This window comes from Actinophytocola sp. (assembly GCF_035762905.1).
Classification (GTDB): domain Bacteria; phylum Actinomycetota; class Actinomycetes; order Mycobacteriales; family Pseudonocardiaceae; genus DASYTH01.
Genome location: NZ_DASUCC010000095.1, coordinates 90099 through 112340, shown reverse-complemented (window position 1 = coordinate 112340; position 22242 = coordinate 90099). Strand labels below are relative to the sequence as shown.

Genomic DNA, 22242 nt, shown 5'->3' with positions numbered 1-22242 from the left:
CGCTCACCGGGCCAGGAAGTGCCAGCCGAGCCAGGCCCAGACCAGCACGGCGACGATCTTCGCGGCCCGGGTCCTGGTCAGCTGGGCGACCGTCTCGGCCAGCGTGGCCACCCGGTCCCGGCGCAGGTGGGACAGCAGCACCGCGGCCACCGTTGCGGTCAGCACCACGACGAAGCCGATGATGATCACCGTGCGGTCGGTCATGATTCGCTCGCAAGCTCGCTCATCGGGTCACCAGCCGCCAGCCGGCCCACAGCCACAACAGCCACCCGGCGATCCGCAGCGGTCCCTGCTCGAGCACCGGGTCCAGCAGGGTGGACAGGGTCGGGTTGGCCGGGTCCGCCCGGCTCCAGTCCGGCTGCCGGACGAACGCATAGGCCTCCCAGGCCAGCCCGGCCAGCGCCAGCAGCGACCAGAGCAGCACGCCGCGCCGCATCCGCGGGGACTTCTCCGCCGGCTCCGGCGTGCGGCGTACGGCGAGCACCAGGATCAGCGCCGAGGGCACCAGCACGACCACGGTGGACGGCAGGGCGTGCGTCGGTAGGCTCGCCCCGAGCAGGGCGACCGCAACCAGACCGGCCGCGAGCAGGGCCCGCGTCCAGACGGCGTCAAGGGTCACCGGGGCAGGGTACGGGCCCGGTCATGCTGTCATTCGGCTGTCAGGACTGAACCGTTGGACAGGCCGGTGCGTACGTTTGGGTGTATGCCTAAGTAATCGAGCACATACATAGGTGATTCCGCTAGGAGGAGTTGCGTGACTGCTGTCGAGCCCACCACAGATCCGGAGTCCACCAGCTCGCGGCGCGAGATGCTGTGCGGTCTCGTCGTCGCGTTGCTGGCCCCGGGCGCACTCGCCGCCGCGTGCAGTGACAGCGGCTCGAGCGGAGGCGGCGGCAGCGGCGGTGGCGGCGGTGGCGGCGCGCCGACCGGGGGAGCCCCCACCGGTGGCGGCGGAGGTGGTGGCGGCACCACGCTGGCCGCGCTGACCGACGTGCCCGATGGCGGTGGGCTGATCGTGGACAAGCCGGGCGGCGGAAAGCTGCTGCTGATCCGGTCCGGCGACGAGGTGAAGGCCTACGACGCGTCCTGCACCCACCAGGGCACCACCGTGGACCCGCCGGACGGCGACACGATCACCTGTCCCAACCACGGCAGCGAGTTCGACGCGGCCACCGGTGACGTCAAGCGGGGTCCGGCGACCGCCCCGCTGAGCACCGTGCCGGTGTCGGTGGCAAGCGGCAACGTGACGCTGTCCTGAACTCCCGGGAGCGTAGGCGGGACGGCTCGACCGACCGTCCAGCCCGGCTCCACTCTCCTCAGCCACCATGGATGGGACCGTTGTGGCTGTTGGACATGCCCGGGGGTAGACGATGCGCCGCCTTCCTGTCTCCAATCGTGATCTCGAGCGGGTCATTCACAAGGCCTGGCTCGACCTGCAACAGGCCCGGGTCGAGGCGCACATCGTCCGGACCGTCTGGCACGAGCGGCTGATGAACGAGGCCCTCGACGAGCTCGCCGCGCGTATCGGCGTGTCCAGCCGGGCGCGGGTGCCGGCGGTCACGCCGGTGGGCTGACCACCTCGGCGGCGCCGTCGGTGCTCCGCCGTAGGCTGGGTGGGTGGCCGATCCGTCCACCTACCGTCCATCTCCCGGGACCATTCCGGACGCTCCGGGCGTCTACAAGTTCCGGGACGCCGCCGGCCGGGTGATCTACGTCGGCAAGGCCAAGAGCCTGCGCGGCCGGCTGAACTCCTACTTCGCCGACGTGGCCCTGCTGCACCCGCGCACCGCGCAGATGGTCACCACGGCCGCCGCCGTCGAGTGGACCGTGGTGTCCACCGAGGTCGAGGCGTTGCAGCTGGAGTACAACTGGATCAAGGAGTTCGACCCGCGGTTCAACGTCCGCTACCGGGACGACAAGTCCTATCCCGTGCTCGCCGTGACCCTGAACGAGGAGTTCCCGCGGTTGCACGTCTACCGCGGCCCGCGCCGGCGCGGGGTGCGCTACTTCGGTCCGTACGCGCACGCCTGGGCCATCCGGGAGACGCTGGACCTGCTGCTGCGGGTGTTCCCGTCGCGCACCTGCTCGGCCGGGGTGTTCAAGCGGCACGGGCAGATCGGCCGTCCGTGCCTGCTCGGCTACATCGGCAAGTGCTCGGCGCCGTGCGTCGGCCGGGTGTCCGAGGCGGAGCACCGGTCGATCGTCACCGACTTCTGCGACTTTCTCGCCGGGCGCACCGACACGATGATGCGCCGGTTGGAACGGGAGATGAACGCGGCGTCGGCCGGGCTGGAGTTCGAGCGGGCCGCCCGGCTGCGCGACGACCTCGGGGCACTGCGCCGGGCGATGGAGAAGCAGGCCGTGGTGCTGGGCTCGGGCACCGACGCCGACGTGGTGGCCTTCGCCCAGGACGACCTTGAGGCCGCGGTCCAGGTGTTCCACGTGCGTGGCGGGCGGGTCCGCGGTCAGCGCGGCTGGGTGGTCGACAAGGTGGAGGTGGACAACACAGCCGGAAACACGTCGAACCTGGTGACCCAGTTCCTCACCCAGTTCTACGGCGACCAGGCGGAGTACGCCGCGGAGAGTGGCGCCGAGGGCGGCGGGGTGCCGCGCGAGGTGCTGGTGCCCGAGCTGCCGGAGGACACCGGCCCGATCGAGCAGTGGCTGTGCGGCCTGCGCGGTGCCCGGGTGCGGCTGCGGGTGCCGCAGCGCGGGGACAAGAAGGCGCTGATGGAGACCGTGGCGCGCAACGCCAAGGAGGCGTTCACCCAGCACAAGCTGCGCCGGGCCGGTGACCTGAGCGCGCGCTCGGCCGCGCTGCAGGAGCTGCAGGACGCGCTCGGGCTGGACACCGCGCCACTGCGGATCGAGTGCGTGGACATCAGCCACATCCAGGGCAGCGACGTGGTGGCCTCGCTGGTGGTGTTCGAGGACGGGCTGGCCCGCAAGTCCGAGTACCGCCGGTTCGCGGTCAAGGAAGCGGCCGGCGAGGGCGACGTGGCCGCGATCGCCGAGGTGGTCCGCCGGCGGTTCTACCGCTACCTCAACGAGTCCGCGAACCCCGGGCCCAACCCGGGGATCGACCCGGAGACCGGCCGGCCGCGCAAGTTCGCCTACGCCCCGAACCTGCTCGTGGTGGACGGCGCCGGCCCGCAGGCCAACGCGGCCGCGGACGTGCTGGTCAAGCTGGGGGTCAGCGACGTGGCGGTGGTCGGTCTGGCCAAGCGGCTGGAGGAGGTCTGGTTACCCGCCGAGGCCGAGCCGTGCATCCTGCCGCGCGCCAGCGAGGCGCTCTACCTGTTGCAGCGGGTGCGGGACGAGGCGCACCGGTTCGCCATCAGCTACCACCGCCAGCGCCGGTCCAAGCGGATGATCACGTCCGCCCTCGACGGCATCCCCGGGCTCGGACAGACCCGGAAATCCGCCCTGCTGAAGCATTTCGGCTCGCTCAAGCGACTGCGTGAGGCGAGCCTCGAGGAAATCAGCGGGGCGCCGGGCATCGGCGCCCACACCGCGCAGGCGGTGCACGCGGCGCTCACCACGGTGCCCGCGAGAGAACCCAGTACCGACCCGACGCAGGACGAGGGGACGTAGAAGAACGTGACCGAGGAAGCGGATTCGACGGCGGCGCCCGCCACACCCAGCTCGGGTGTCGAGGTGGCCGTGGTGACCGGGCTGTCCGGCGCCGGGCGCAGCACCGCGGCCAAGTGCCTCGAGGACCTGGGCTGGTTCGTGGTGGACAACCTGCCACCGGAGCTGATCTCCACGATGGTCGAGCTCGGTGCGCAGGCCCGCGGCGCGGTCACCAAGGTGGCGGTGGTGATGGACGTGCGCAGCCGGGCGTTCACCGACGACCTCGCGGCGATCATCAAGGATCTGGACGCGCGCGGCTACAAGCCCAGGGTGCTGTTCCTGGAGGCCACCGACGACGTGCTGGTCCGCCGGTTCGAGGCGGTCCGGCGCGGCCACCCGCTGCAGGGCGACGGCCGGCTGATCGACGGGATCAAGGCGGAGCGGGAGCTGCTCACGCCGCTGCGCGTGGAGGCCGACCTGATCCTGGACACCAGCACGCTTTCGGTGCACCAGCTGCGGGCCAAGATCGAGGACGCGTTCGGCACCGACGCGAGCGCGCGCACCCGGGTGACGGTGTTGTCGTTCGGCTACAAGTACGGCATCCCGATGGACGCCGACCTGGTGATGGACCTGCGGTTCCTGCCCAACCCGTTCTGGATCCCGGAGCTGAAGGACCTCACCGGCAAGGACAGCGACGTCCGCAACTACGTGCTCAGCCAGGAGGGCGCGGAGGAGTTCCTGGACCGCTACCACGAGCTGCTCCGGCTGATCGGCGCCGGCTACCGGCGGGAGGGCAAGCGTTACCTGACGCTGGCCATCGGGTGCACCGGCGGAAAGCACCGCAGCGTGGCGATCTCCGAGGAGCTGGCCCGCCGGCTGTCCGATGAGGACGGCATGGCGGTCAAGGTGGTGCACCGGGATCTGGGACGTGAGTGAGCTTGCGAGCGAACCATTGAACACCGCCCCGGCGCCGAGCCTGCGCGGCGGCGGGGTCGACCACCACCGAGCGTGCGAGGTGGTGGCGGAATGACGGTGCGAGCGGTGGCGCTTGGTGGCGGCCGGGGACTGCACGCCTCGCTCGCGGCGCTGCGGTTGATCACCGACGAGGTGACCGCCGTGGTGACCGTCGCCGACGACGGCGGTTCGTCCGGCCGGTTGCGCCGGGAGCTCGGCCTGCTGCCGCCGGGTGACCTGCGCAAGGCGCTGGCCGCACTGGCCGGGGACGGCGGTTCGCTGTGGACCACGCTGTTCGAGCACCGGTTCGGCGGCACCGGCGCGCTGGCCGGGCACGCGGTGGGGAACCTGGTGCTTGCCGGGCTGCTCGAGGTGCTCGGCGATCCGGTGGCGGTGCTGGACGAGGTGGGCCGGCTGCTCGACGTGCACGGGCGGGTGCTGCCGATGTGCACCGAGCCGCTGGACATCGAGGCGGACGTGCTCGGCCTTGACGAGGACCGCACGGCGGTGCGCCGGATCCGAGGACAGGTCGCGGTGGCCACCACCCCCGGTCAGGTGCAGCGGATCCGGCTGCACGCCGCGGGCGCCCCTGGCACGCTGCCCAAGGCCTGCCCGGACGCGCTGGCCGCGGTCCGGGCGGCGGACGTGGTGCTGCTCGGTCCCGGTTCGTGGTTCACCAGCGTGTTGCCGCATCTGCTGGTGCCCGAGTTACACGAGGCGCTGGTCGACACGGCCGCCAAACGGATCGTGGTGCTCAACCTTGTCCCCCAGCCGGGCGAAACCGAGGGCTTCTCGCCGGAGCGGCACCTGCAGGTGCTGCGCGAACACGCGCCGCGGCTGCGGGTGGACGCGGTGATCGCCGACGGCGACTCGGTGTCCACACCGGACCGGCTGCGACGCGCGGCCGGCGTGCTCGGCGCGACGACCCTGCTGGATCGGGTGGCGGCCTCCGGGTCGTCCGAACGGCACGACCCGGTCGCCCTCGCGGACAGCCTTCGCCGGGCCCTGGGGGTGGTCGGGGGAACGTGACGCAAGCGCCGGGAGTCGGTAGGTGGTGGGATGTAGTCCGCGGGAGTGCGCTGGATGCGTGGGAGAGGAGGAGTCGTGGCGATGACGGCTGCGGTCAAGGACGAGCTGAGCCGGCTGCCGGTGTCCAAGACCTGCTGCCGGCGGGCGGAGGTCTCCTCCCTGTTGCGCTTCGCCGGGGGGCTGCACATCGTCGGCGGGCGGGTGGTGGTCGAGGCGGAGCTGGACACCGGGGCGGCGGCCCGGCGGCTGCGCAAGGAGATCCATGACCTGTTCGGTCACCAGTCCGACGTGCACGTGATCTCGCCCGGCGGCCTGCGCAAGGGCACCCGCTACGTGGTGCGCGTGGTGAAGGACGGCGACGGCCTGGCCCGCCAGACCGGCCTCCTCGATCCGCGCGGCCGCCCGGTCCGCGGCCTGCCCGCACCCGTGGTCTCCGGCGGCGTCTGCGATGCCGAAGCCGCCTGGCGCGGCGCCTTCCTGGCCCACGGCTCGCTCACCGAACCCGGTCGCTCCTCCGCCCTCGAGGTCACCTGCCCCGGCCCCGAAGCCGCCCTGGCCCTGGTCGGCGCCGCCCGCCGCATGGGCATCCAGGCCAAGTCCCGCGAGGTCCGCGGCGCCGACCGGGTCGTGGTCCGCGACGGCGACGCGATCAGCGCCATGCTCACCCGCCTCGGCGCACACTCTTCGGTCCTGGCCTGGGAGGAACGCCGCATGCGCCGCGAGGTCCGCGCCACCGCCAACCGCCTGGCCAACTTCGACGACGCCAACCTCCGCCGCTCCGCCCGCGCCGCCGTCGCCGCCGCCGCCCGCGTCCAACGCGCCATGGAGATCCTCGGCCCCGACGCCCCCGACCACCTCACCGCCGCCGGCAAACTCCGCCTGGCCAACCGCCAAGCATCCCTCGAGGAACTCGGCCAACTCTCCGAACCCCCCATGACCAAGGACGCCGTCGCCGGCCGCATCCGCCGCCTGCTCGCCATGGCCGACAAACGCGCCAAGGAACTCGGTGTCCCCGACACCGAATCCGCCGTCACCCCCGAAATGCTCGAGGCCGAAGTCTGACCGCACCGAGCCCCAACCCCACCCCGAGTCGCCGGCCGGCACCCGAGTTGCCGACCCCGGCGGCCGAGTTCCGGGCTCCAGCACCTGTGTCGCCCGTTCGGGCCACCGGTTCCGCACTTCGGGGCGAAAACTTCGTACCTCGGCTGTATCTCGATGGGGGTCCCACACTCCTGTCCTAGTGGGGGGCGTTGGTCGAGGTGGCGAGGCGAGGGGCCGCTCACCTCGGCCAGCGGGAGTGGATGAAGTGGATGGATAACCGGTGGAACCCGCCTGGCTTTTGGGGGTCGGGCGGGTTTCACTTCTCCCACTCGTGAAGCCGGGTCTCTGATTCGATACAGTTGACTCCCTGACACGCCGGGGTTCCGTGCGCACCGTGCCGCTATGGTGATTCGCGGGACCAGGCAGCGGCACAGCACGAGGAGACTTATCGTGACGGTTCGGGTAGGGGTCAACGGCTTCGGTCGTATCGGGCGCAACTTCTGGCGGGCCGTCAAAGCCGGCGGTCAGGACATCGAGATCGTCGCCTTCAACGACCTCGGCGACGTGCCGACCATGGCGCACCTGCTGAAGTACGACAGCGTGTTCGGCAAGCTGCCGCACGATGTCCGGGCCACCGCGGACGGCATCGAGGTCGACGGCGACACGATCAAGGGCTTCGCCGAGCGCGATCCGGGCAAGCTGCCGTGGAAGGACCTCGGCGTCGAGGTGGTCATCGAGTCCACCGGGTTCTTCACCAACGCCAAGGACGCCCGCAAGCACATCGACGAGGGCGGCGCCCAGAAGGTGATCATCTCCGCGCCGGCCAAGGGCGAGGATCTCACCGTCGTGCTCGGCGCCAACGAGACGGCCTACGACGGCTCGCAGGCGATCATCTCCAACGCCTCCTGCACCACCAACTGCCTCGCCCCGCTGGCCAAGGTGTTGCACGACGAGTTCACCATCGAGCGCGGCCTGATGACCACGATCCACGCCTACACACAGGACCAGAACCTGCAGGACGGGCCGCACAAGGACCTGCGCAGGGCCCGGGCGGCGGCGCTGAGCATCGTGCCCACCTCCACCGGCGCCGCCAAGGCCATCGGCCTGGTGCTGCCGGACCTCAACGGCAAGCTGGACGGCTACGCCCTGCGGGTGCCGGTGTCGGACGGCTCGGCCACCGACCTCACCGTCACCGTCGGCCGGGAGACCTCGGTGGACGAGGTGAACGGCGTGTTCCGGGCGGCGGCCGAAGGCCCGCTGAAGGGCATCCTGCGCTACAGCGACGAGCCGATCGTCTCCGCCGACATCGTCGGTGACCCGGCCTCCTGCATCTACGACGCCCCGCTGACCAAGGTGATCGGCAACCAGGTCAAGGTGGTCGGCTGGTACGACAACGAGTGGGGCTACTCCAACCGCCTGGCCGACCTGACCGTGCTGGTCGGTTCGAAGCTGTGAGCGAGCGTGCGAGTGAACCATCAAGCACTGCCCCGGCGCTGAGCTTGCGAGGCGGCGGGGTTGGGCGTTACCGAGCTTGCGAGGTGACGCTGTGAGAACGCTCGACGACCTGCTCGCCGAGGGAGTCGACGGGCGGCGCGTGCTGGTGCGCGCCGACCTCAACGTCCCGCTGGACGGCGCGAGGATCACCGACGACGGCCGGGTGCGCGCGTCGCTGCCCACCCTGCGCAAGCTCACCGAGGCGGGCGCCCGGGTGGTGGTCACCGCGCACCTGGGGCGGCCCAAGGGCGCACCCGATCCGAAGTACTCGCTGCGTCCGGTGGCCGCCCGGCTGGGCGAACTGCTCGGCACCACGGTCCCGCTGGCCGCCGACCTGACCGGCCCGTCCGCCCGGTCCACAGTGGACGATCTGGCGCCGGGCGCGGTGGCGCTGCTGGAGAACGTGCGGTTCGACCCGCGGGAGACCAGCAAGGACGCCGCCGAGCGGACCGACCTGGCCGACGAACTGGCCGCTCTGGTCGAGCCGTCCGGCGCGTTCGTGTCCGACGGGTTCGGTGTGGTGCACCGCAAGCAGACCTCGGTGTACGAGATCGCGCACCGGCTGCCGGCCTACGCGGGCGATCTGGTGCTCGCCGAGCTGACCGTGCTGCGCCGGCTCACCGGCGACCCGGACCGGCCCTACGTCGTGGTGCTCGGCGGGTCCAAGGTCTCCGACAAGTTGGCCGTGATCGACGCGCTGCTGCCCAAGGTCGACCGGCTGCTGGTCGGCGGCGGCATGTGCTTCACCTTCCTTGCCGCGCAGGGCCACGGGGTGGGCGACTCGCTGCTCGAGGCGGACATGGTGGACACCTGCAAGCGGCTGCTCGGCGACGCCGGCGGCAAGATCCTGCTGCCCACCGATGTGGTGGTGGCCGACGACTTCTCGGCCGAGGCGAACACCCGGGTGGTCACCGCGGACGCGATCCCGGACGGTTGGAAGGGCCTGGACATCGGCCCGGACACGGTGCGTGCGTTCGCCGGGGCCCTCGCCGACGCCCGCACGGTGTTCTGGAACGGGCCGATGGGCGTGTTCGAGCTGGCCCCGTTCGCCGAGGGGACCCGGGGTGTGGCCATGGCCATCGCCGACTCCGAAGCGTTCAGCGTGGTCGGCGGGGGCGACTCGGCGGCCGCGGTACGCCAGCTCGGCCTGCCCGATGACGGCTTCTCGCACATCTCCACCGGCGGCGGCGCGTCGCTGGAGTTCCTGGAGGGCAAGGAGCTTCCCGGTGTGAGCGTCTTGGAGGGGTCGTGAGCAGGCAGCCGCTGATCGCCGGCAACTGGAAGATGAACCTCAATCACCTCGAGGCCATCGCCCTGGTGCAGAAGCTCGCGTTCTCGCTGCCGGAGAAGTACTTCGCCAAGGTGGAGGTGGCCGTGCTGCCGCCGTTCACGGACATCCGCAGCGTGCAGACCCTGGTGGACGGCGACAAGCTGCTGCTGCGCTATGGCGCCCAGGATCTCTCCGCGCACGACTCCGGCGCCTACACCGGGGACGTGTCCGGGCCGATGCTGGCCAAGCTCGGCTGCACCTACGTCGTGGTCGGCCACTCCGAGCGCCGCGAGCACCACCACGAGGACGACGAGCTGGTTGCCGCCAAGGTGCGGGCCGCCCTGCGGCACGGCATGACCCCGATCCTGTGCGTCGGCGAGCGGATCGAGGTGCGCGAGCAGGGCACCCACGTCGAGCACTGCACCGGGCAGCTGATCGCCGCGCTCAAGGGCCTGAAGGCCGAGCAGGTGTCCGGCGTGGTGGTGGCCTACGAGCCGGTCTGGGCGATCGGCACCGGCCGGGTGGCCACCCCCGCCGATGCCCAGGAGGTCTGCCGAGCGCTGCGCGCCCAGCTTGCCGACAAGTACGGCCAGCCGGTGGCGGACGGGGTGCGGGTGCTCTACGGCGGGTCGGTGAAGTCCAGCAACATCGCCGAGCTGATCGCCCAGGACGACATCGACGGTGCGCTGGTCGGCGGGGCCAGCCTGGACGCCGAGGACTTCGCCAAGCTGTGCGCGCTGGCGGCCGGCGGCCCACTTCCATGACCCAATTCCGGCCCGTTGGTCGAACACGCGCAACCCACCAGGTAACCTGTGGGCTGCTACGGCTTCTGTGTCCAACAGCGAGGATGAGATGGTTCTTGCCCTGCAGATCGGTTTGATCGTCACCAGCCTCCTGCTGATCCTGCTGGTGCTGCTGCACCGCGGCCGGGGTGGCGGTCTTTCTTCGCTGTTCGGCGGTGGGATGCAGTCCAGCCTGTCGGGCTCGAGCGTCGCGGAGAAGAACCTCGACCGTGCCACCCTTTTCGTCGGCGCGATCTGGCTCATCTGCGTGATCGGTCTCGGCCTGTTGATCAAGGTCATCTAGGGGTCCAACCAGCAATGCGACGATTCCTGCTGTGAACCACGTGGTGGGGGTGTGAAGGTCGATGGCCGGTGGTAACGCGATCCGGGGTACCCGGGTCGGCGCGGGACCAATGGGCGAGTCGGAGCGAGGGGAATCCGCTCCGCGCCGAAGGGTCTCCTACTGGTGCGCCAACGGGCACGAGTCGCGACCGTCCTTCGCGCTGGACGCGGAGGAGCCGGAGTCCTGGGACTGTCCACGGTGCGGCCTGCCCGGCGGCCGCAACCAGGAGGACCCGCCGGACGCCCCGCGCAACGAGCCCTACAAGACGCACCTGGCGTACGTGAAGGAGCGCCGCTCCGACGCCGACGGCGAGGCCATCCTGGCCGAAGCCCTCGCCAAGCTGCGCGCGCAGCGGGACTAGCAGCCCGCCTCGCTAGTCCGCCTCTCCGGGATTAACTGCTGTTGTCGCGTTCCAGCCGGTGGTGCGGTTGACGGGGCGATGGTGGCTGGGTGCCGTCACGGTGCCCCTGAGGTTGCGTTGGTAGGGCCGAGACTTCACCCGATGATCCACTGACCGACCGGGTCGGGTCAGGCCCTGAGCTCGATGGGGTAGGTCGCCTCGACCCGGAACCCGCCGTCCGGGGTCGGGCCGGCATGGAACGTGCCGCCGAGCAGGCCGGTCCGTTCCCGTAAGCCGAGCAGCCCGTGTCCGCCGGAGGGTAAGCCGGAGGCGCGCTTGCGCGGCCGGTCGTTGGCCACCTCCACGTAGAGGGTGTCCTTCCGGGCCTCGATCCGCACCGAGGCACCCGCCCCGACGGCGTGCTTGCGCACGTTGGTGAGCGCTTCCTGAACGGTCCGGTAGGCCGCCTTGGACACCGGCGCCGGCAGCAGTTCGGGCACCGCGTCCATGGCCAGGTCGACCTCGATGTCGAAGTCCTTGGCCAGCGTGTCCAGCTCATCGAGGCCGGGCTGGGTGTCCTCCTCGGCGGTACCCGAACGCAGCACGCCGACCAGGTTGCGCAGCTCCTCCAGGGTCCGGGTGGACAGCTCCCGGATCGTGTTGGCCGACCGCCGGGTCTCGTCGTCCGGGGCCGAAACCTGTAACGCGCCGGCCTGCATGGCGATCAGCGTCACCTGGTGGGAGACCAGATCGTGCATCTCCCGGGCGAGCCGGGCGCGCTCGGCCGACCGGACGGTCTCGGCCTGCAGCCGCGTCTCCCGGTCCCGGCTCTCGGCGAGTTGGGCGATCCGGTCGGAGAGCTCCTGGCGGACCGAGATCAGCAACGCGATGGCCACCGGCATGCCGGCGACGATCACGCCGTAGATGGCGGCCAGCACGTGCTCCCGCCAGGTCCGGTCGAGGAAGTCCTGCCACGGCCAGAGCACGAACCGGCCGAGCCAGACCAGCCCGACGCCGACGCCGGTCTGCCAGCTCACCTTGTAGCGGTAGGCCAGCGTGCCAAGGACGATCATCGCGGCGAGCTGGGCCCAGCCGGCCAGGAAGCCGGGGAAGACCAGCAGCATCGCCACGAACGGAAAGTGCCGGCGCAGCAGCGTGGCCCCGACGGAGAGCCAGGACAGCCAGATCGAGTAGGTCTCCGCCTTCTCGGGGGTGACCAGCCAGACGTCCAGCGCGGCGATCGCGAGCACCAGGGCATCGGAGGCGATGCCCCTGGCCACGCGGCTGTCCCGGATTCTGGTCATCCAGTCCTGCACGACCGAGGTCGCGGCGGGGGAGCTGTCGGACGCGCCGCGGCCATCGGCCATGCTGTCGTTCGTGAGCGTATGGGCGACCAGAGGTATCCCTCCCGTGTCCTGGTCCGCGACGGTTCCGTTGGTCGGCAACTCGTCGGCGGCCGTGCGGCTGCGCTGGGCCGGATGACGCTGTGGCTGCGACACGGCTCGGCCTCCAAGTTGCTCGTCATGGAGTTAGACAGGCCGGTGGCGCGGAGGGGACGGCGGGCACGGGTGAAATGTGCGACAGCAAATCGGGGTCCGGCCGGACCAACCGGCGGCTACGGCTGCTTGTCGAACGGGTCCGCGCCAACGTCCCCGCCGAGCTGGTGTTTGATCAATTCTATTGTGCGTCCGAACACGCGTTCTGGCTGGATGGCAATGGCCTGTCGCGGTTCTCGGTCATGGGTGACGCAGCCGGACCGTTTGCCCGCGTGGCCAGGGCCGATGTGTGGTCCGGACAGGTACGAATCTCCTCGGCGGCGGGGGAGCGGACGATCCGGTCGGGCCTGTTCGACTGGCTCGCCCGGGATCTCGCCGAGCACGCCGTGGACGCACCTGACCTGCCGTTCGGGTTCACCCTCGGCTGGGTGGGTTATCTCGGCTACGAACTGAAGGCGCAGTGTCAGGGCCGGCGGGCACACCGCGCGCCCGATCCGGACGCGGTCCTGATCTTCGCCGACCGCGGGCTGGTGTTCGACCATCACACCGGCGAGGTATACCTGCTGACCCTGACAGCCGGCGACGAGTCGGCCGCGCGGTGCTGGCTCGAGCAGACCCGGGGCCGGCTGCACGAGCTGGCCGGGCGAGGAATGACCGAGCCGGTGGTCCCGCCGGCTGGAGCATGCGACGTACGGCTGCGGCACGACCGCGAGTCCTACCTGAGGCTGATCGACGAGTGCCTGACCGCCATCGAACGCGGCGAGTCCTACGAGATCTGCCTGACCAACATGGTGAGCGTGGCCGCGTCGATCGACCCGTGGCCGGCCTACCGGTCGCTGCGGCGGGCCAGCCCGGCCCCGTTCGGCGCGCTGCTGCGGCTGGGCGAGCTCTCCGTGTTGAGCACCTCGCCGGAGCGGTTCCTCTCGGTGTCCGCGGCCGGGTCCGTGGAGTCCCGACCGATCAAGGGCACCCGTCCGCGCGGCGGCACCCCGGAGCGGGACGCCCGGCTGCGCCGAGACCTCGCCACCAGCGAGAAGGACCGCGCGGAGAACCTGATGATCGTCGACCTGGTGCGCAACGACCTTGGCCGGGTGGCCGAGGTCGGCTCGGTGCACGTGTCCCGGATCTTCGAGGTGGAGACCTACGCGACCGTGCACCAGCTGGTCAGCACGATCCGGGCCACCCTGGCGCCGGGTCGCACCGCGGTCGACTGCGTTCGGGCCGCGTTCCCTGGCGGGTCGATGACCGGAGCCCCCAAGATCCGCACCATGGAGTTGATCGACGACCTCGAGGCCGCTCCGCGCGGCGTGTACTCCGGTGCCATCGGCTATTTCGCCCTCTCCGGCGCCGCCGATCTGAGCATCGTGATCCGCACCCTGGTGGTCCGCCCGGGCACGGCCACCTTCGGCACCGGCGGCGCGATCATCGCCGGCTCCGACCCGGCCGCCGAGTTCGAGGAAACCGCCGTCAAAGCCACCGCCATGCTCACCCTGCTCGGCATCGACTTCCCCGGCCGCACCGCCTGATCCGGTAACCGGACCACAGCGCGGACAGCCGGGTCAGGCCAGGGGTGGGGAGAAGACGCCGGGGACCTTGGCGGCGGCGGCGCGGTCGAGGAGCCAGAGGGTGCGGCGTTGGCCGCGGGCGCCGGCCGCGGGCACCTGGATCTCGCCGGCGCCGCCGAGGGCCATGGCGACCGCCGCGGCCTTGGTCGGGCCGGTCGTCATCAGCCACACCTCGGTGGCCCGGCGCAGGGCCGGCAACGTCATGGTGATCCGGGTCGGCGGCGGCTTGGGGCAGCCGTGCACCGCGACCACCGTCCGGTCGGTTTCGTAGACCGCGGGCGAGGCCGGGAACACCGAGGCCGTGTGCCCTTCGCCGCCCACCCCCAGCAGGCACACGTCGAACCGGGGGACCGGTCCGTGATCCTCCGGCCGGGCCGCACCGGCCAGCACGTCGGCGTAGGCGTCGGCGGCGGCCTCGGGGTCGTCGCCGAACTTGCCGTCCGACGGCTCCAGCACGTGCACCCGGTCCGGCACCACCCGCACGTGGTCGAGCAGCGCGGCCCGGGCCTGCGTCTCGTTGCGGTCGGGATGCCCGGCCGGCAGGAACCGCTCGTCGCCCCAGTACAGGTCCACCCGCGACCAGTCGATCGCGTCCCGCGCCGGCGTCGCCCGCAGCTGCTCCAGCACGGCGATCCCGATGCCGCCGCCGGTGAGCACCAGCGACGCCGAGCCCCGGGCGGCCTGGGCGTCGACCAGCCGGGTGACCAGCCGCGCCGCCGTCGCCGCGGCCAGCAGCTCCGCGTTGGCGTAGGCCACGACCTGGGGAGTACTCATGCTGTGTCCTTTTGGCTCGCTCCGTTCGCGGGTGCGGGCCTTGAAGCGGTGCCTTCCCTCGTGCGCTGCTCGGCCGCTCGTTCCTCGCGCCCTGCGCTGCTCCTCAGTCCAGACACCGCCGGCCCACTCACGCTCGTACTTTCTGGACCACCCGGCCGCGGGTGACCTTGCTCAGACCCTGCAAGGCGGAATGGTAGGTCTCGTCCGGGTCGAGGCGGCGCAGCTCCTCGGCGATGCACTCGGCCACCGGACGCCGGGCCAGCGCGACCCGGCGGGGTGGCTGATCGGGTTGGGTGAGCGTGCCGATCCGACCGTCCGGCCGGTACAGCTCGACGTCGCCGGAGCGCCGCTGCAGACCCACCGAGACCACGCCCTCGCCCTCGGTGGCCTTGCCGCGCCGGACCGGCACGCCCAGCCGGGCCGCGAGCCAGCCGGCCAGCAGGTCGGCCGACGGTGAGTCGGCCTCGCCGACCACCGACGCCGAGGTGATCTTGTCATGCGGCGGCAGGTCCAGTGCCGCGGCCAGCAGCGCCCGCCACAGGGTCAGCCGCGCCCACGCCAGGTCGGAGTCGCCCTCGGTGTAGGACTTGGCCCGAACGTCCAGCGCCTTGATCGGGTTGCGGTCGGCCGCCGCGTCGGTGATCCGCCGCTGGGCGAGCTTGCCGATCGGGTCGGCCGCGGGCACGGACGGTGCGGCGAACGGCCACCAGGCCACCACCGGCGCGTCCGGCAGCAGCAGCGGCACCACGCAGCTGTCCCCGTGGTCGGCCAGCGGACCGTACAGCCGCAGCACGATCACCTCGCTGGCCCCGGCGTCCCCGCCGACCCGGATCTGCGCGTCCAGTCGCGGTGAGGCCTTCTTCGCCCCCTTGGCCACCACGATCACCCGGCACGGGTGCTCCCGGCTGGCCTGGTTGGCCGCGTCGATGATCTCCTCGGTGCGCTCGTCGTCGTCGGTCACGATGACCAGCGTGAGCACTCGGCCGAGCGCGTTCACCCCGCCCTGCTCACGCAGGTGCACCAGCTTGCTGTTCACCTGCGATGTGGTCGTCGCCGGCAGGTCGATGATCACTGTATCTCCCGGTTCGCTCCGGCTCGGCCGCTGTGTTGAATGGTTCGCTCCCGCTCACGGTGTTGAATGGTTCGCTCCCGCTCACGGTCGCCTCCAGTGCCGGCCGGTGCGGGCGAGCATCTCGTCGGCGGATTCGGGTCCCCAGGTGCCGGCGGGATAGGGCTCCGGCCGGCCGTGCTTTTCCCAGTGGTCCAGCACCGGCTCGAGGATCTGCCAGGACAGCTCGACCTCCTCGCTGTTCGGGAACAGCGAGGGCTCGCCGAGCAGCAAGTCGAGCAGCAGCCGCTCGTAGGCCTCCGGGGAGGACTCGGTGAACGCGTGGCCGTAGCTGAAGTCCATCGACACGTCCCGGATGTCCATCGCGTTGCCCGGCACCTTGGAGCCGAACCGCATGGTCACGCCCTCGTCCGGCTGCACCCGGACCACCAGCGCGTTCTGGCCGAGCTCCTCGGTGGCGGTGTCGTCGAAGGGCAGGTGCGGGGCACGTTTGAACACCACGGCGATCTCGGTGACCCGGCGGCCGAGCCGCTTGCCGGTGCGCAGGTAGAACGGCACCCCGGCCCACCGGCGGGTGTCCACGGCGAGCGTGATCGCGGCGTAGGTCTCGGTGATGGAGTCCTTCGCGAAGCCCTCTTCCTCCAGCAGTCCGGGCACCTTCTGCGCGCCCTGCCAGCCGCCGGTGTACTGGCCGCGGGCGGTGGTGGAGGCGAACGGCTCGACCGGCCGGGTGGCCTCCAGGATCTTGATCTTCTCGGCGCGCAGTGCCTTGGGGCGGAAGGAGATCGGCTCCTCCATCGCGGTCAGCGCGAGCAGCTGCAGCAGGTGGTTCTGGATCACGTCCCGGGCCGCGCCGATCCCGTCGTAGTAGCCGGCCCGGCCGCCGAGACCGATGTCCTCGGCCATGGTGATCTGCACGTGGTCGACGTAGTTGGCGTTCCAGATCGGTTCCCAGAGCTGGTTGGCGAACCGCAGCGCCAGGATGTTCTGCACGGTCTCCTTGCCGAGGTAGTGGTCGATGCGGAACACCGACTCCTCGGGGAAGACGTCGTTGACGATCTCGTTGAGCTCGCGGGCGCTCTTCAGGTCGTGCCCGAACGGCTTCTCGATCACCACGCGGCGCCACTGGTTCGGCTGCGGCGCCGACAGCCCGGCGCGGGCGAGTTGCTTGCACACCACCGGAAACGCGTTCGGCGGAATGGACAGGTAGAAGGCGTGGTTGCCGCCGGTGCCGCGTTCCCGGTCCAGGTCCTCGAGGACCTTGGCCAGGTTGTCGAAGGCGTTGTCGTCGTCGAAGGTGCCCTGCACGAACCGCAGGCCCTCGGCCAGCCGGTCCCAGACCGCCTCCCGGAAGGGGGTGCGCGCGTGCTGTTTGACCGCGTCGTGTACCACCTTCATGAAGTCCTCGTCGGCCCAGTCCCGGCGGGCGAACCCGACCAGCGCGAAGCCCGGCGGCAGCAGGCCCCGGTTGGCCAGGTCGTAGATCGCCGGCATGAGCTTCTTGCGGGACAGGTCCCCGGTCACCCCGAAGATCACCAGTCCGGACGGCCCGGCGATCCGAGGTAACCGCTTGTCCCGTGGGTCCCGCAGCGGATTGACCCACTCGCGTGCCACTACTCGACCTCCTGGATGACTCGGGCCACGTGGGCGATGCCGGCGAGCCGGTCGGTCAGGTGCAGCCGCAGCAGCGGCCGGCCGTGCCCGATGAGAACCTGTCCGTCGCCGAGGGCCTGGGCGTGTTGCAGGGTGCCCAGCGTGTAGGGCCGGCCGGGGACCTCGAGGTCGTGCTCGACCGCGCCGGTCAGCTGCAGGAACACCGCGTTCTGGTGACCACCCTTGTGGTACTGGCCGGTGGAGTGCAGGAAGCGGGGCCCCCAGCCGAACGTGGTCTGCAACCCCGAGCGCCGGGCCAGCTCCGGGCGCAGCACGATGGCCGAGGCGTCCTCGATCCGGTCCAGGTAGGCCTGCACGGACAGGTAGCCGTGCGCCGGCGCGCCGTCCAGCAGCGCCCGCAGGGCCTGTGCCAGGGTCTGCGTCCCGGCCGGGAGCAGCCCCTCGGCGGCGTGCACCTCGACCGGACCGTCGACGAGGACGGGCCGGCCCGTCTCCGCGGTGGGCGCGTCGAGCAGTGCCCGCGCGGCCTTCTTGGCCGCCTCCACGTCCGGCTGGTCGAACGGGTTGATCGCGAGCAGCCGCCCGGTCACGGCGGTCGCGTACTCCCACAACAACATCAGGCCGCCCAGCGGGCCGTCGGTGCCGAGCCGCGCGGCACCCTCCGGCTTGCCGATGGCGACCGCGGTGGCGTCCGAACCGGCATCGGCGAAGCCGGGCGCGTCCGGTCCCTCGACCACCACCGGCAGTACGCCGGTGCCGTTCTTGCCGGTGGACTCGGCGATCAGCTGCTCGGCCCAGTCGCCGAAGCCCTTGATGCCGGACCCGGTGTCGGCCAGCACCACCTTCTCCGCGCCGCGCGCGTGTGCCGCGCCGATCGCACAGGCCAGCCGCAGCGCCGGGTTTTCCGCACTGTCGACGGAAAGCAGCGGCGCGGCGGCCGCGGCCTCGTCCAGCAGTGCGGCCACGTCGGCGCCGGCCAGCCCGGAGGGCACCAGCCCGAACGCGCTCAGCGCCGAGTACCGGCCGCCGACGTTCGGGTCGGCCCGGAACACCCTGCGATATCCGGCCGCCGTTGCCGCCTCGTCCAGCGGCGAGCCCGGGTCGGTGACCACGACGATCCGGGACGCCGGGGCGATTCCGTTGTCGCCGAAGGCCTTCTCGAAGATTCGGCGGTGACTGTCGGTCTCCACCGTTGTGCCGGACTTGGACGAGACGACCAGCACCGTCCGGTCGAGATCCCCGGCCAGCGCGTCGGCGACCTGGCCGGGATCGGTGGTGTCCAGCACCACCAACGGAACCCCCGCGGTACTGGTGATCACCTCGGGGGCCAGCGACGAGCCGCCCATGCCGGCCAGCACGATCCGGTCAAGGCCCTCGGCGCGCAGCTCCGCCCGCAGCGCGTCGATCTCGGCCAGCAGCGGCCGGGACGTCTCGTGCAGGTCGGTCCAGGCCAGCCGGATCCGGGCCTCCGCCTCGGCTTCCGGGCCCCAGAGCGTGTGGTCCCTGCCGGCCAGTCGGGATCCGACCCGCTCCGCCACCAGCTGCTCGACGAGCGGGGCGGTCTCCTCGGCCAGCCGTTCGTCCACAATGGACACCGCAACCTCGGCGGACACGTCTGCCATCGGCGCGCTCAGCCCGCTCGTCCCGCGGCCGCCTCGAGCTGTCCCTTGACCGTCTCGAGCAGCTCGGTCCAGGACTTCTCGAACTTGTCCACGCCCTCGCGCTCGAGCACCTCGTAGACGTCGTCGATGTCGATGCCGACCGCGGTCAGCTCCCCGAACACCCGGCGGGCCTCCTCGGCCCGGCCGCTGACCGTATCGCCGGGCACCTCGCCGTGGTCGGCGAAGGCGAGCAACGTCTTCTCCGGCATCGTGTTCACGGTGTCGGCGACGATCAGCTCCTCGATGTACTTGGTGTCGGAGTACTCCGGGTTCTTGGTTCCGGTGGATGCCCACAGTGGACGCTGCGGGCGGGCGCCGGCGCCGGCCAGGGCGGCCCACCGCTCGGTGCCGAACACCTCGAGGAACGCCGCATAGGCGAGGCGTGCGTTGGCCACGGCCGCGGTGCCGCGCAGGGCCAGCGCGGCGTCCGTGCCGATCTCCTCCAGCCGCTTATCCACCTCGGTGTCCACTCGGGACACGAAGAACGAGGCCACCGAGTCGATCGACGCGAGATCGTGCCCGTTGGCCCGGGCCTGCTCCAGCCCGGCCAGGAACGCGTCCATCACCTCGCGGTAGCGCTGCACCGAGAAGATCAGCGTGACGTTCACGCTCACCCCTTCGGCGAGCGTGCGGGTGATCGCCGGCAGCCCGGCCTTGGTGGCCGGGATCTTCACCAGCACGTTCGGCCGGTCCACCGTCTTCCACAGGTCGAGTGCCTCGGCCACGGTCCGGTCGGTGTCGTGCGCGAGCCGGGGATCCACCTCGATGGACACCCGGCCGTCCACGCCGCCGGTCGCCTGCCACACCGCGCGGAACCGGTCGCAGGCGTTGCGCACGTCGGTCGTGGTCAGCTCGCGCACCACGGCGTCCAGCGTGGCCCCGCGCGCGGCCAGGTCACGCACCTGCTCGTCGTAGGACTCGCCGTGCGCCAGCGCCGTGGCGAAGATCGTCGGGTTGGTGGTCACCCCGACCACGTGCCGGTCCCGGATCAGCTCGTCCAGGGTGCCGGTCACCAGGCGCTCCCGGGACAGGTCGTCGAGCCAGATCGATATCCCGGCCTCGGCCAGCAGGCCCAGTCGGTCAGTCATCGCCTTCCACCTTCCTGAGGCTGCGGCGCGCCGCAGCCACGACGTTCTCGGTGGTGAACCCGAACTCGCGGAACAGGGTCTGATAGTCGGCGGAGGCGCCGTAGTGCTCGATGGCGACGATCTCTCCGGCGTCGCCGGCAAACCGGTACCACGGCTGCGCGACGCCGGCCTCCACCGTGACCCTGGCCCGCACGGACGGCGGGATCACCTGGTTGCGATAGGTCTCGTCCTGTGCGTCGAACCATTCGACGGACGGCATCGAGACCACTCTCGTGGCAACGCCGTCGGCCTCCAGGACCTTCCTGGCCTCGACGGCCAGCTGCAGCTCGGAGCCGGTGGCGATGATCAGCAGCCGCGGGTCGCCGTCCGCGGCGTCGGCCAGCACGTAGCCACCGCGGGCCACGCCCTCGGCGGCCCGCTCCCTGGTGCCGTCAAGCACCGGCAGGTTCTGCCGGGTCAGCGCCAGGCCGACCGGGTGCTCGTGCTGCTCGAGCACGGCCCGCCAGGCCGCGGCGGTCTCGTTGGCGTCACCCGGCCGCACGATCACCAGGCCGGGCACCGCCCGCAGCGCGGCCAGGTGCTCGATCGGCTGGTGGGTGGGCCCGTCCTCGCCGAGCCCGATCGAGTCGTGCGTCCACACGTAGGTCACCGGCAGCCGCATCACCGCGGCCAGCCGCGCAGGCGGACGCATGTAGTCGCTGAACACCAGGAACGTCGCGCCGTACGGGCGGGTCGGCCCGTGCAGCACGATCCCGTTGAGGATCGAGCCCATCGCGTGCTCGCGGACCCCGAAGTGCAGGGTCCGGCCGTACGGTTGGGCCTGCCATTCCTTTGTGGACGCTTCGACGGGGCCGAACGAGTCGGCCCCCTTGATCGTGGTGTTGTTGCTCTCGGCCAGGTCGGCCGACCCGCCCCACAACTCGGGCAGCACCTCGGCGAGCGCGCTGAGCACCTCGCCGGAGGCCTTGCGGGTGGCCAGGCCCTTCGGGTCCGGGTCCCAGCTGGGCAGCCGGTCGGTCCAGCCGTCCGGCAGCCGGTAGGCGCCGGCCCGGTCCAGCAGCGCCTTGCGCTCCGGGTTGGCCTTGGCCCACTCCTCGAACCGCCGGTCCCAGTCGGCCCTGGCCTGCTTGCCGCGCTCGGCCACCCGGCGGGCGTGCGTCAGCACGTCGTCATCGACCGCGAAGGAGGCGTCCGGATCGAAGCCGAGGATCTTCTTGACCTCGCGCACCTCGTCCTCGCCCAGCGCCGCGCCGTGCGCCTTGCCGGTGTTCATCTTGGTCGGTGCCGGATAGCCGATCACCGTGCGCAGCTTGATGAACGATGGCCGTCCGGTCTCCGCCTTGGCCGCCTCGATGGCCGCGAGGATGGCGGTGACGTCCTCGCCGCTGTCCACGGTCTGCACGTGCCAGCCGTAGGCCTCGTAGCGCAGCGCGGTGTCCTCGGACAGCGCGATGTTGGTGTCGTCCTCGATGGAGATCTCGTTGGCGTCGTAGATCACCACCAGGTTGCCGAGCTGTTGGCGCCCGGCGATGGACGACGCCTCGGAGGTGACGCCCTCCTCGATGTCGCCGTCCGAGGCGATGACGTAGATGTGGTGGTCGAAGATGCTCTGCCCCGGCGGAGTGTCCGGATCGAACAGTCCGCGCTCGCGCCGGGCGGCCATCGCCATCCCGACCGCGTTGGCCAGGCCTTGGCCCAGCGGACCGGTGGTGACCTCGACGCCCCGGGTGTGGCCGTGCTCCGGGTGTCCCGGGGTCTTCGAGCCCCAGGTGCGCAGCGCCGCGATGTCCTCGATCTCCAGCCCGTAGCCGGACAGGAACAGTTGCAGGTACAGGGTCAGGCTGGAGTGCCCGGCGGAGAGCACGAACCGGTCCCGGCCGATCCACTCCGGATCGCTCGGGTCGTGCCGCATCACCCGCTGATACAGCGCGTAGGCGGTCGGTGCCAGGCTCATCGCGGTGCCGGGGTGGCCGTTGCCGACCTTCTGCACGGCCTCGGCGGCCAGCACCCGGACGGTGTCCACGGCCCGCCGGTCGAGGTCGGTCCAGTCGTCGGGAACACGGGTCCGCACCCGATCGGCGAGATTGGCAGGTACGTCAACGCTGATGGACACGAACATGAACTCCCGTTGTCGCTTGGGCGATCTCTC

At 71.3% G+C, this 22242-nt stretch carries 21 protein-coding genes; 12 read left to right on the top strand and 9 right to left on the bottom strand.

The window, feature by feature from the left end:
• Window positions 1-3: 3 nt before the first annotated feature.
• Together VFV67_RS19280 and VFV67_RS19275 are read right to left on the bottom strand one after the other, a co-directional pair.
• Entirely contained in the window at window positions 4-204 is a 201-nt protein-coding gene (locus VFV67_RS19280; protein ID WP_326471830.1) for a DUF6186 family protein, read from the bottom strand.
• Window positions 205-223: 19 nt separating this feature from the next.
• Window positions 224-619 (bottom strand): hypothetical protein, encoded by a 396-nt coding sequence (locus VFV67_RS19275; protein WP_326471828.1) that lies wholly within the window; start codon window positions 617-619, stop codon window positions 224-226.
• 135 nt (window positions 620-754) lie between these two features.
• On the opposite strand from VFV67_RS19275, the gene VFV67_RS19270 reads away from it, so the two are divergent.
• The 11 genes from VFV67_RS19270 to VFV67_RS19220 all read left to right on the top strand — a co-directional run bounded on the left by VFV67_RS19270 (window position 755) and on the right by VFV67_RS19220 (window position 10847).
• Window positions 755-1258: a Rieske (2Fe-2S) protein gene (locus tag VFV67_RS19270; RefSeq protein ID WP_326471827.1), complete on the top strand. Its 504-nt coding sequence runs from the start codon at window positions 755-757 to the stop codon at window positions 1256-1258.
• Between the two features lie 112 nt (window positions 1259-1370).
• Window positions 1371-1574: a hypothetical protein gene (locus tag VFV67_RS19265; protein ID WP_326471826.1), complete on the top strand. Its 204-nt coding sequence runs from the start codon at window positions 1371-1373 to the stop codon at window positions 1572-1574.
• A 43-nt stretch (window positions 1575-1617) separates the two neighbouring features.
• Window positions 1618-3594 (top strand): excinuclease ABC subunit UvrC, encoded by a 1977-nt coding sequence (uvrC, locus tag VFV67_RS19260; protein WP_326471824.1) that lies wholly within the window; start codon window positions 1618-1620, stop codon window positions 3592-3594.
• Window positions 3595-3600: 6 nt separating this feature from the next.
• On the top strand, window positions 3601-4509 hold the full coding sequence (gene rapZ / locus VFV67_RS19255; RefSeq protein ID WP_326471822.1) for an RNase adapter RapZ: 909 nt from the start codon (window positions 3601-3603) through the stop codon (window positions 4507-4509).
• Window positions 4510-4599: 90 nt separating this feature from the next.
• A complete protein-coding gene (locus tag VFV67_RS19250) occupies window positions 4600-5556 on the top strand; it encodes a uridine diphosphate-N-acetylglucosamine-binding protein YvcK (RefSeq protein ID WP_326471820.1) in 957 nt (318 codons plus the stop codon).
• Window positions 5557-5631: 75 nt separating this feature from the next.
• The gene (gene whiA / locus VFV67_RS19245; protein ID WP_326471819.1) at window positions 5632-6618 is read left to right on the top strand and encodes a DNA-binding protein WhiA; all 987 of its coding nucleotides are present in this window, start codon (window positions 5632-5634) and stop codon (window positions 6616-6618) included.
• A gap of 429 nt (window positions 6619-7047) precedes the next feature.
• On the top strand, window positions 7048-8052 hold the full coding sequence (gap, locus tag VFV67_RS19240) for a type I glyceraldehyde-3-phosphate dehydrogenase (protein ID WP_326471817.1): 1005 nt from the start codon (window positions 7048-7050) through the stop codon (window positions 8050-8052).
• 91 nt (window positions 8053-8143) lie between these two features.
• On the top strand, window positions 8144-9343 hold the full coding sequence (locus VFV67_RS19235) for a phosphoglycerate kinase (protein ID WP_326471816.1): 1200 nt from the start codon (window positions 8144-8146) through the stop codon (window positions 9341-9343).
• Window positions 9340-10125, top strand: a complete 786-nt coding sequence (gene tpiA / locus VFV67_RS19230) for a triose-phosphate isomerase (RefSeq protein WP_326471815.1) — start codon at window positions 9340-9342, stop codon at window positions 10123-10125. The genes VFV67_RS19235 and tpiA overlap by 4 nt, the downstream gene beginning before the upstream one ends.
• Before the next feature lie 88 nt (window positions 10126-10213).
• Entirely contained in the window at window positions 10214-10447 is a 234-nt protein-coding gene (gene secG, locus VFV67_RS19225; RefSeq protein WP_326471813.1) for a preprotein translocase subunit SecG, read from the top strand.
• Window positions 10448-10508: 61 nt separating this feature from the next.
• On the top strand, window positions 10509-10847 hold the full coding sequence (locus VFV67_RS19220; RefSeq protein WP_326471812.1) for an RNA polymerase-binding protein RbpA: 339 nt from the start codon (window positions 10509-10511) through the stop codon (window positions 10845-10847).
• Window positions 10848-11014: 167 nt separating this feature from the next.
• Here the strand turns inward: VFV67_RS19220 and VFV67_RS19215 are convergent, their stop codons facing one another.
• Window positions 11015-12130: a sensor histidine kinase gene (locus VFV67_RS19215; RefSeq protein WP_414636296.1), complete on the bottom strand. Its 1116-nt coding sequence runs from the start codon at window positions 12128-12130 to the stop codon at window positions 11015-11017.
• Between the two features lie 269 nt (window positions 12131-12399).
• On the opposite strand from VFV67_RS19215, the gene pabB reads away from it, so the two are divergent.
• On the top strand, window positions 12400-13848 hold the full coding sequence (gene pabB / locus VFV67_RS19210; RefSeq protein WP_326471808.1) for an aminodeoxychorismate synthase component I: 1449 nt from the start codon (window positions 12400-12402) through the stop codon (window positions 13846-13848).
• 33 nt (window positions 13849-13881) lie between these two features.
• Here pabB and pgl read toward each other — a convergent pair whose 3' ends face one another.
• The 6 genes from pgl to tkt form a co-directional block, all read right to left on the bottom strand.
• A complete protein-coding gene (gene pgl, locus VFV67_RS19205; RefSeq protein ID WP_326471806.1) occupies window positions 13882-14661 on the bottom strand; it encodes a 6-phosphogluconolactonase in 780 nt (259 codons plus the stop codon).
• Window positions 14662-14788: 127 nt separating this feature from the next.
• Window positions 14789-15733: a glucose-6-phosphate dehydrogenase assembly protein OpcA gene (opcA, locus tag VFV67_RS19200; RefSeq protein ID WP_326471804.1), complete on the bottom strand. Its 945-nt coding sequence runs from the start codon at window positions 15731-15733 to the stop codon at window positions 14789-14791.
• Between the two features lie 81 nt (window positions 15734-15814).
• Entirely contained in the window at window positions 15815-17344 is a 1530-nt protein-coding gene (zwf, locus tag VFV67_RS19195; protein WP_326471802.1) for a glucose-6-phosphate dehydrogenase, read from the bottom strand.
• Window positions 17344-18966 carry a glucose-6-phosphate isomerase gene (locus VFV67_RS19190; protein ID WP_326471800.1) on the bottom strand — a complete coding sequence of 541 codons (1623 nt, stop codon included), beginning with the start codon at window positions 18964-18966 and terminating at the stop codon, window positions 17344-17346. Before VFV67_RS19190 ends, zwf begins: the two co-directional genes overlap by 1 nt.
• A gap of 8 nt (window positions 18967-18974) precedes the next feature.
• The gene (gene tal, locus VFV67_RS19185; RefSeq protein ID WP_326471799.1) at window positions 18975-20093 is read right to left on the bottom strand and encodes a transaldolase; all 1119 of its coding nucleotides are present in this window, start codon (window positions 20091-20093) and stop codon (window positions 18975-18977) included.
• A complete protein-coding gene (tkt, locus tag VFV67_RS19180; RefSeq protein ID WP_414636291.1) occupies window positions 20086-22206 on the bottom strand; it encodes a transketolase in 2121 nt (706 codons plus the stop codon). The genes tal and tkt overlap by 8 nt, the downstream gene beginning before the upstream one ends.
• Between the last annotated feature and the right edge of the window lie 36 nt (window positions 22207-22242).

Bases quoted from the DNA above. Each gene is read 5' to 3' on its own strand.
- VFV67_RS19280 (WP_326471830.1), bottom strand. From the start codon at position 204: ATGACCGACCGCACGGTGATCATCATCGGCTTCGTCGTGGTGCTGACC.
- VFV67_RS19265 (WP_326471826.1), top strand. From the start codon at position 1,371: ATGCGCCGCCTTCCTGTCTCCAATCGTGATCTCGAGCGGGTCATTCAC.
- VFV67_RS19250 (WP_326471820.1), top strand. From the start codon at position 4,600: ATGACGGTGCGAGCGGTGGCGCTTGGTGGCGGCCGGGGACTGCACGCC.
- secG (WP_326471813.1), top strand. From the start codon at position 10,214: ATGGTTCTTGCCCTGCAGATCGGTTTGATCGTCACCAGCCTCCTGCTG.
- VFV67_RS19220 (WP_326471812.1), top strand. From the start codon at position 10,509: ATGGCCGGTGGTAACGCGATCCGGGGTACCCGGGTCGGCGCGGGACCA.
- VFV67_RS19215 (WP_414636296.1), bottom strand. From the start codon at position 12,130: ATGACCAGAATCCGGGACAGCCGCGTGGCCAGGGGCATCGCCTCCGAT.
- pabB (WP_326471808.1), top strand. From the start codon at position 12,400: ATGTGCGACAGCAAATCGGGGTCCGGCCGGACCAACCGGCGGCTACGG.
- pgl (WP_326471806.1), bottom strand. From the start codon at position 14,661: ATGAGTACTCCCCAGGTCGTGGCCTACGCCAACGCGGAGCTGCTGGCC.
- VFV67_RS19190 (WP_326471800.1), bottom strand. From the start codon at position 18,966: ATGGCAGACGTGTCCGCCGAGGTTGCGGTGTCCATTGTGGACGAACGG.
- tal (WP_326471799.1), bottom strand. From the start codon at position 20,093: ATGACTGACCGACTGGGCCTGCTGGCCGAGGCCGGGATATCGATCTGG.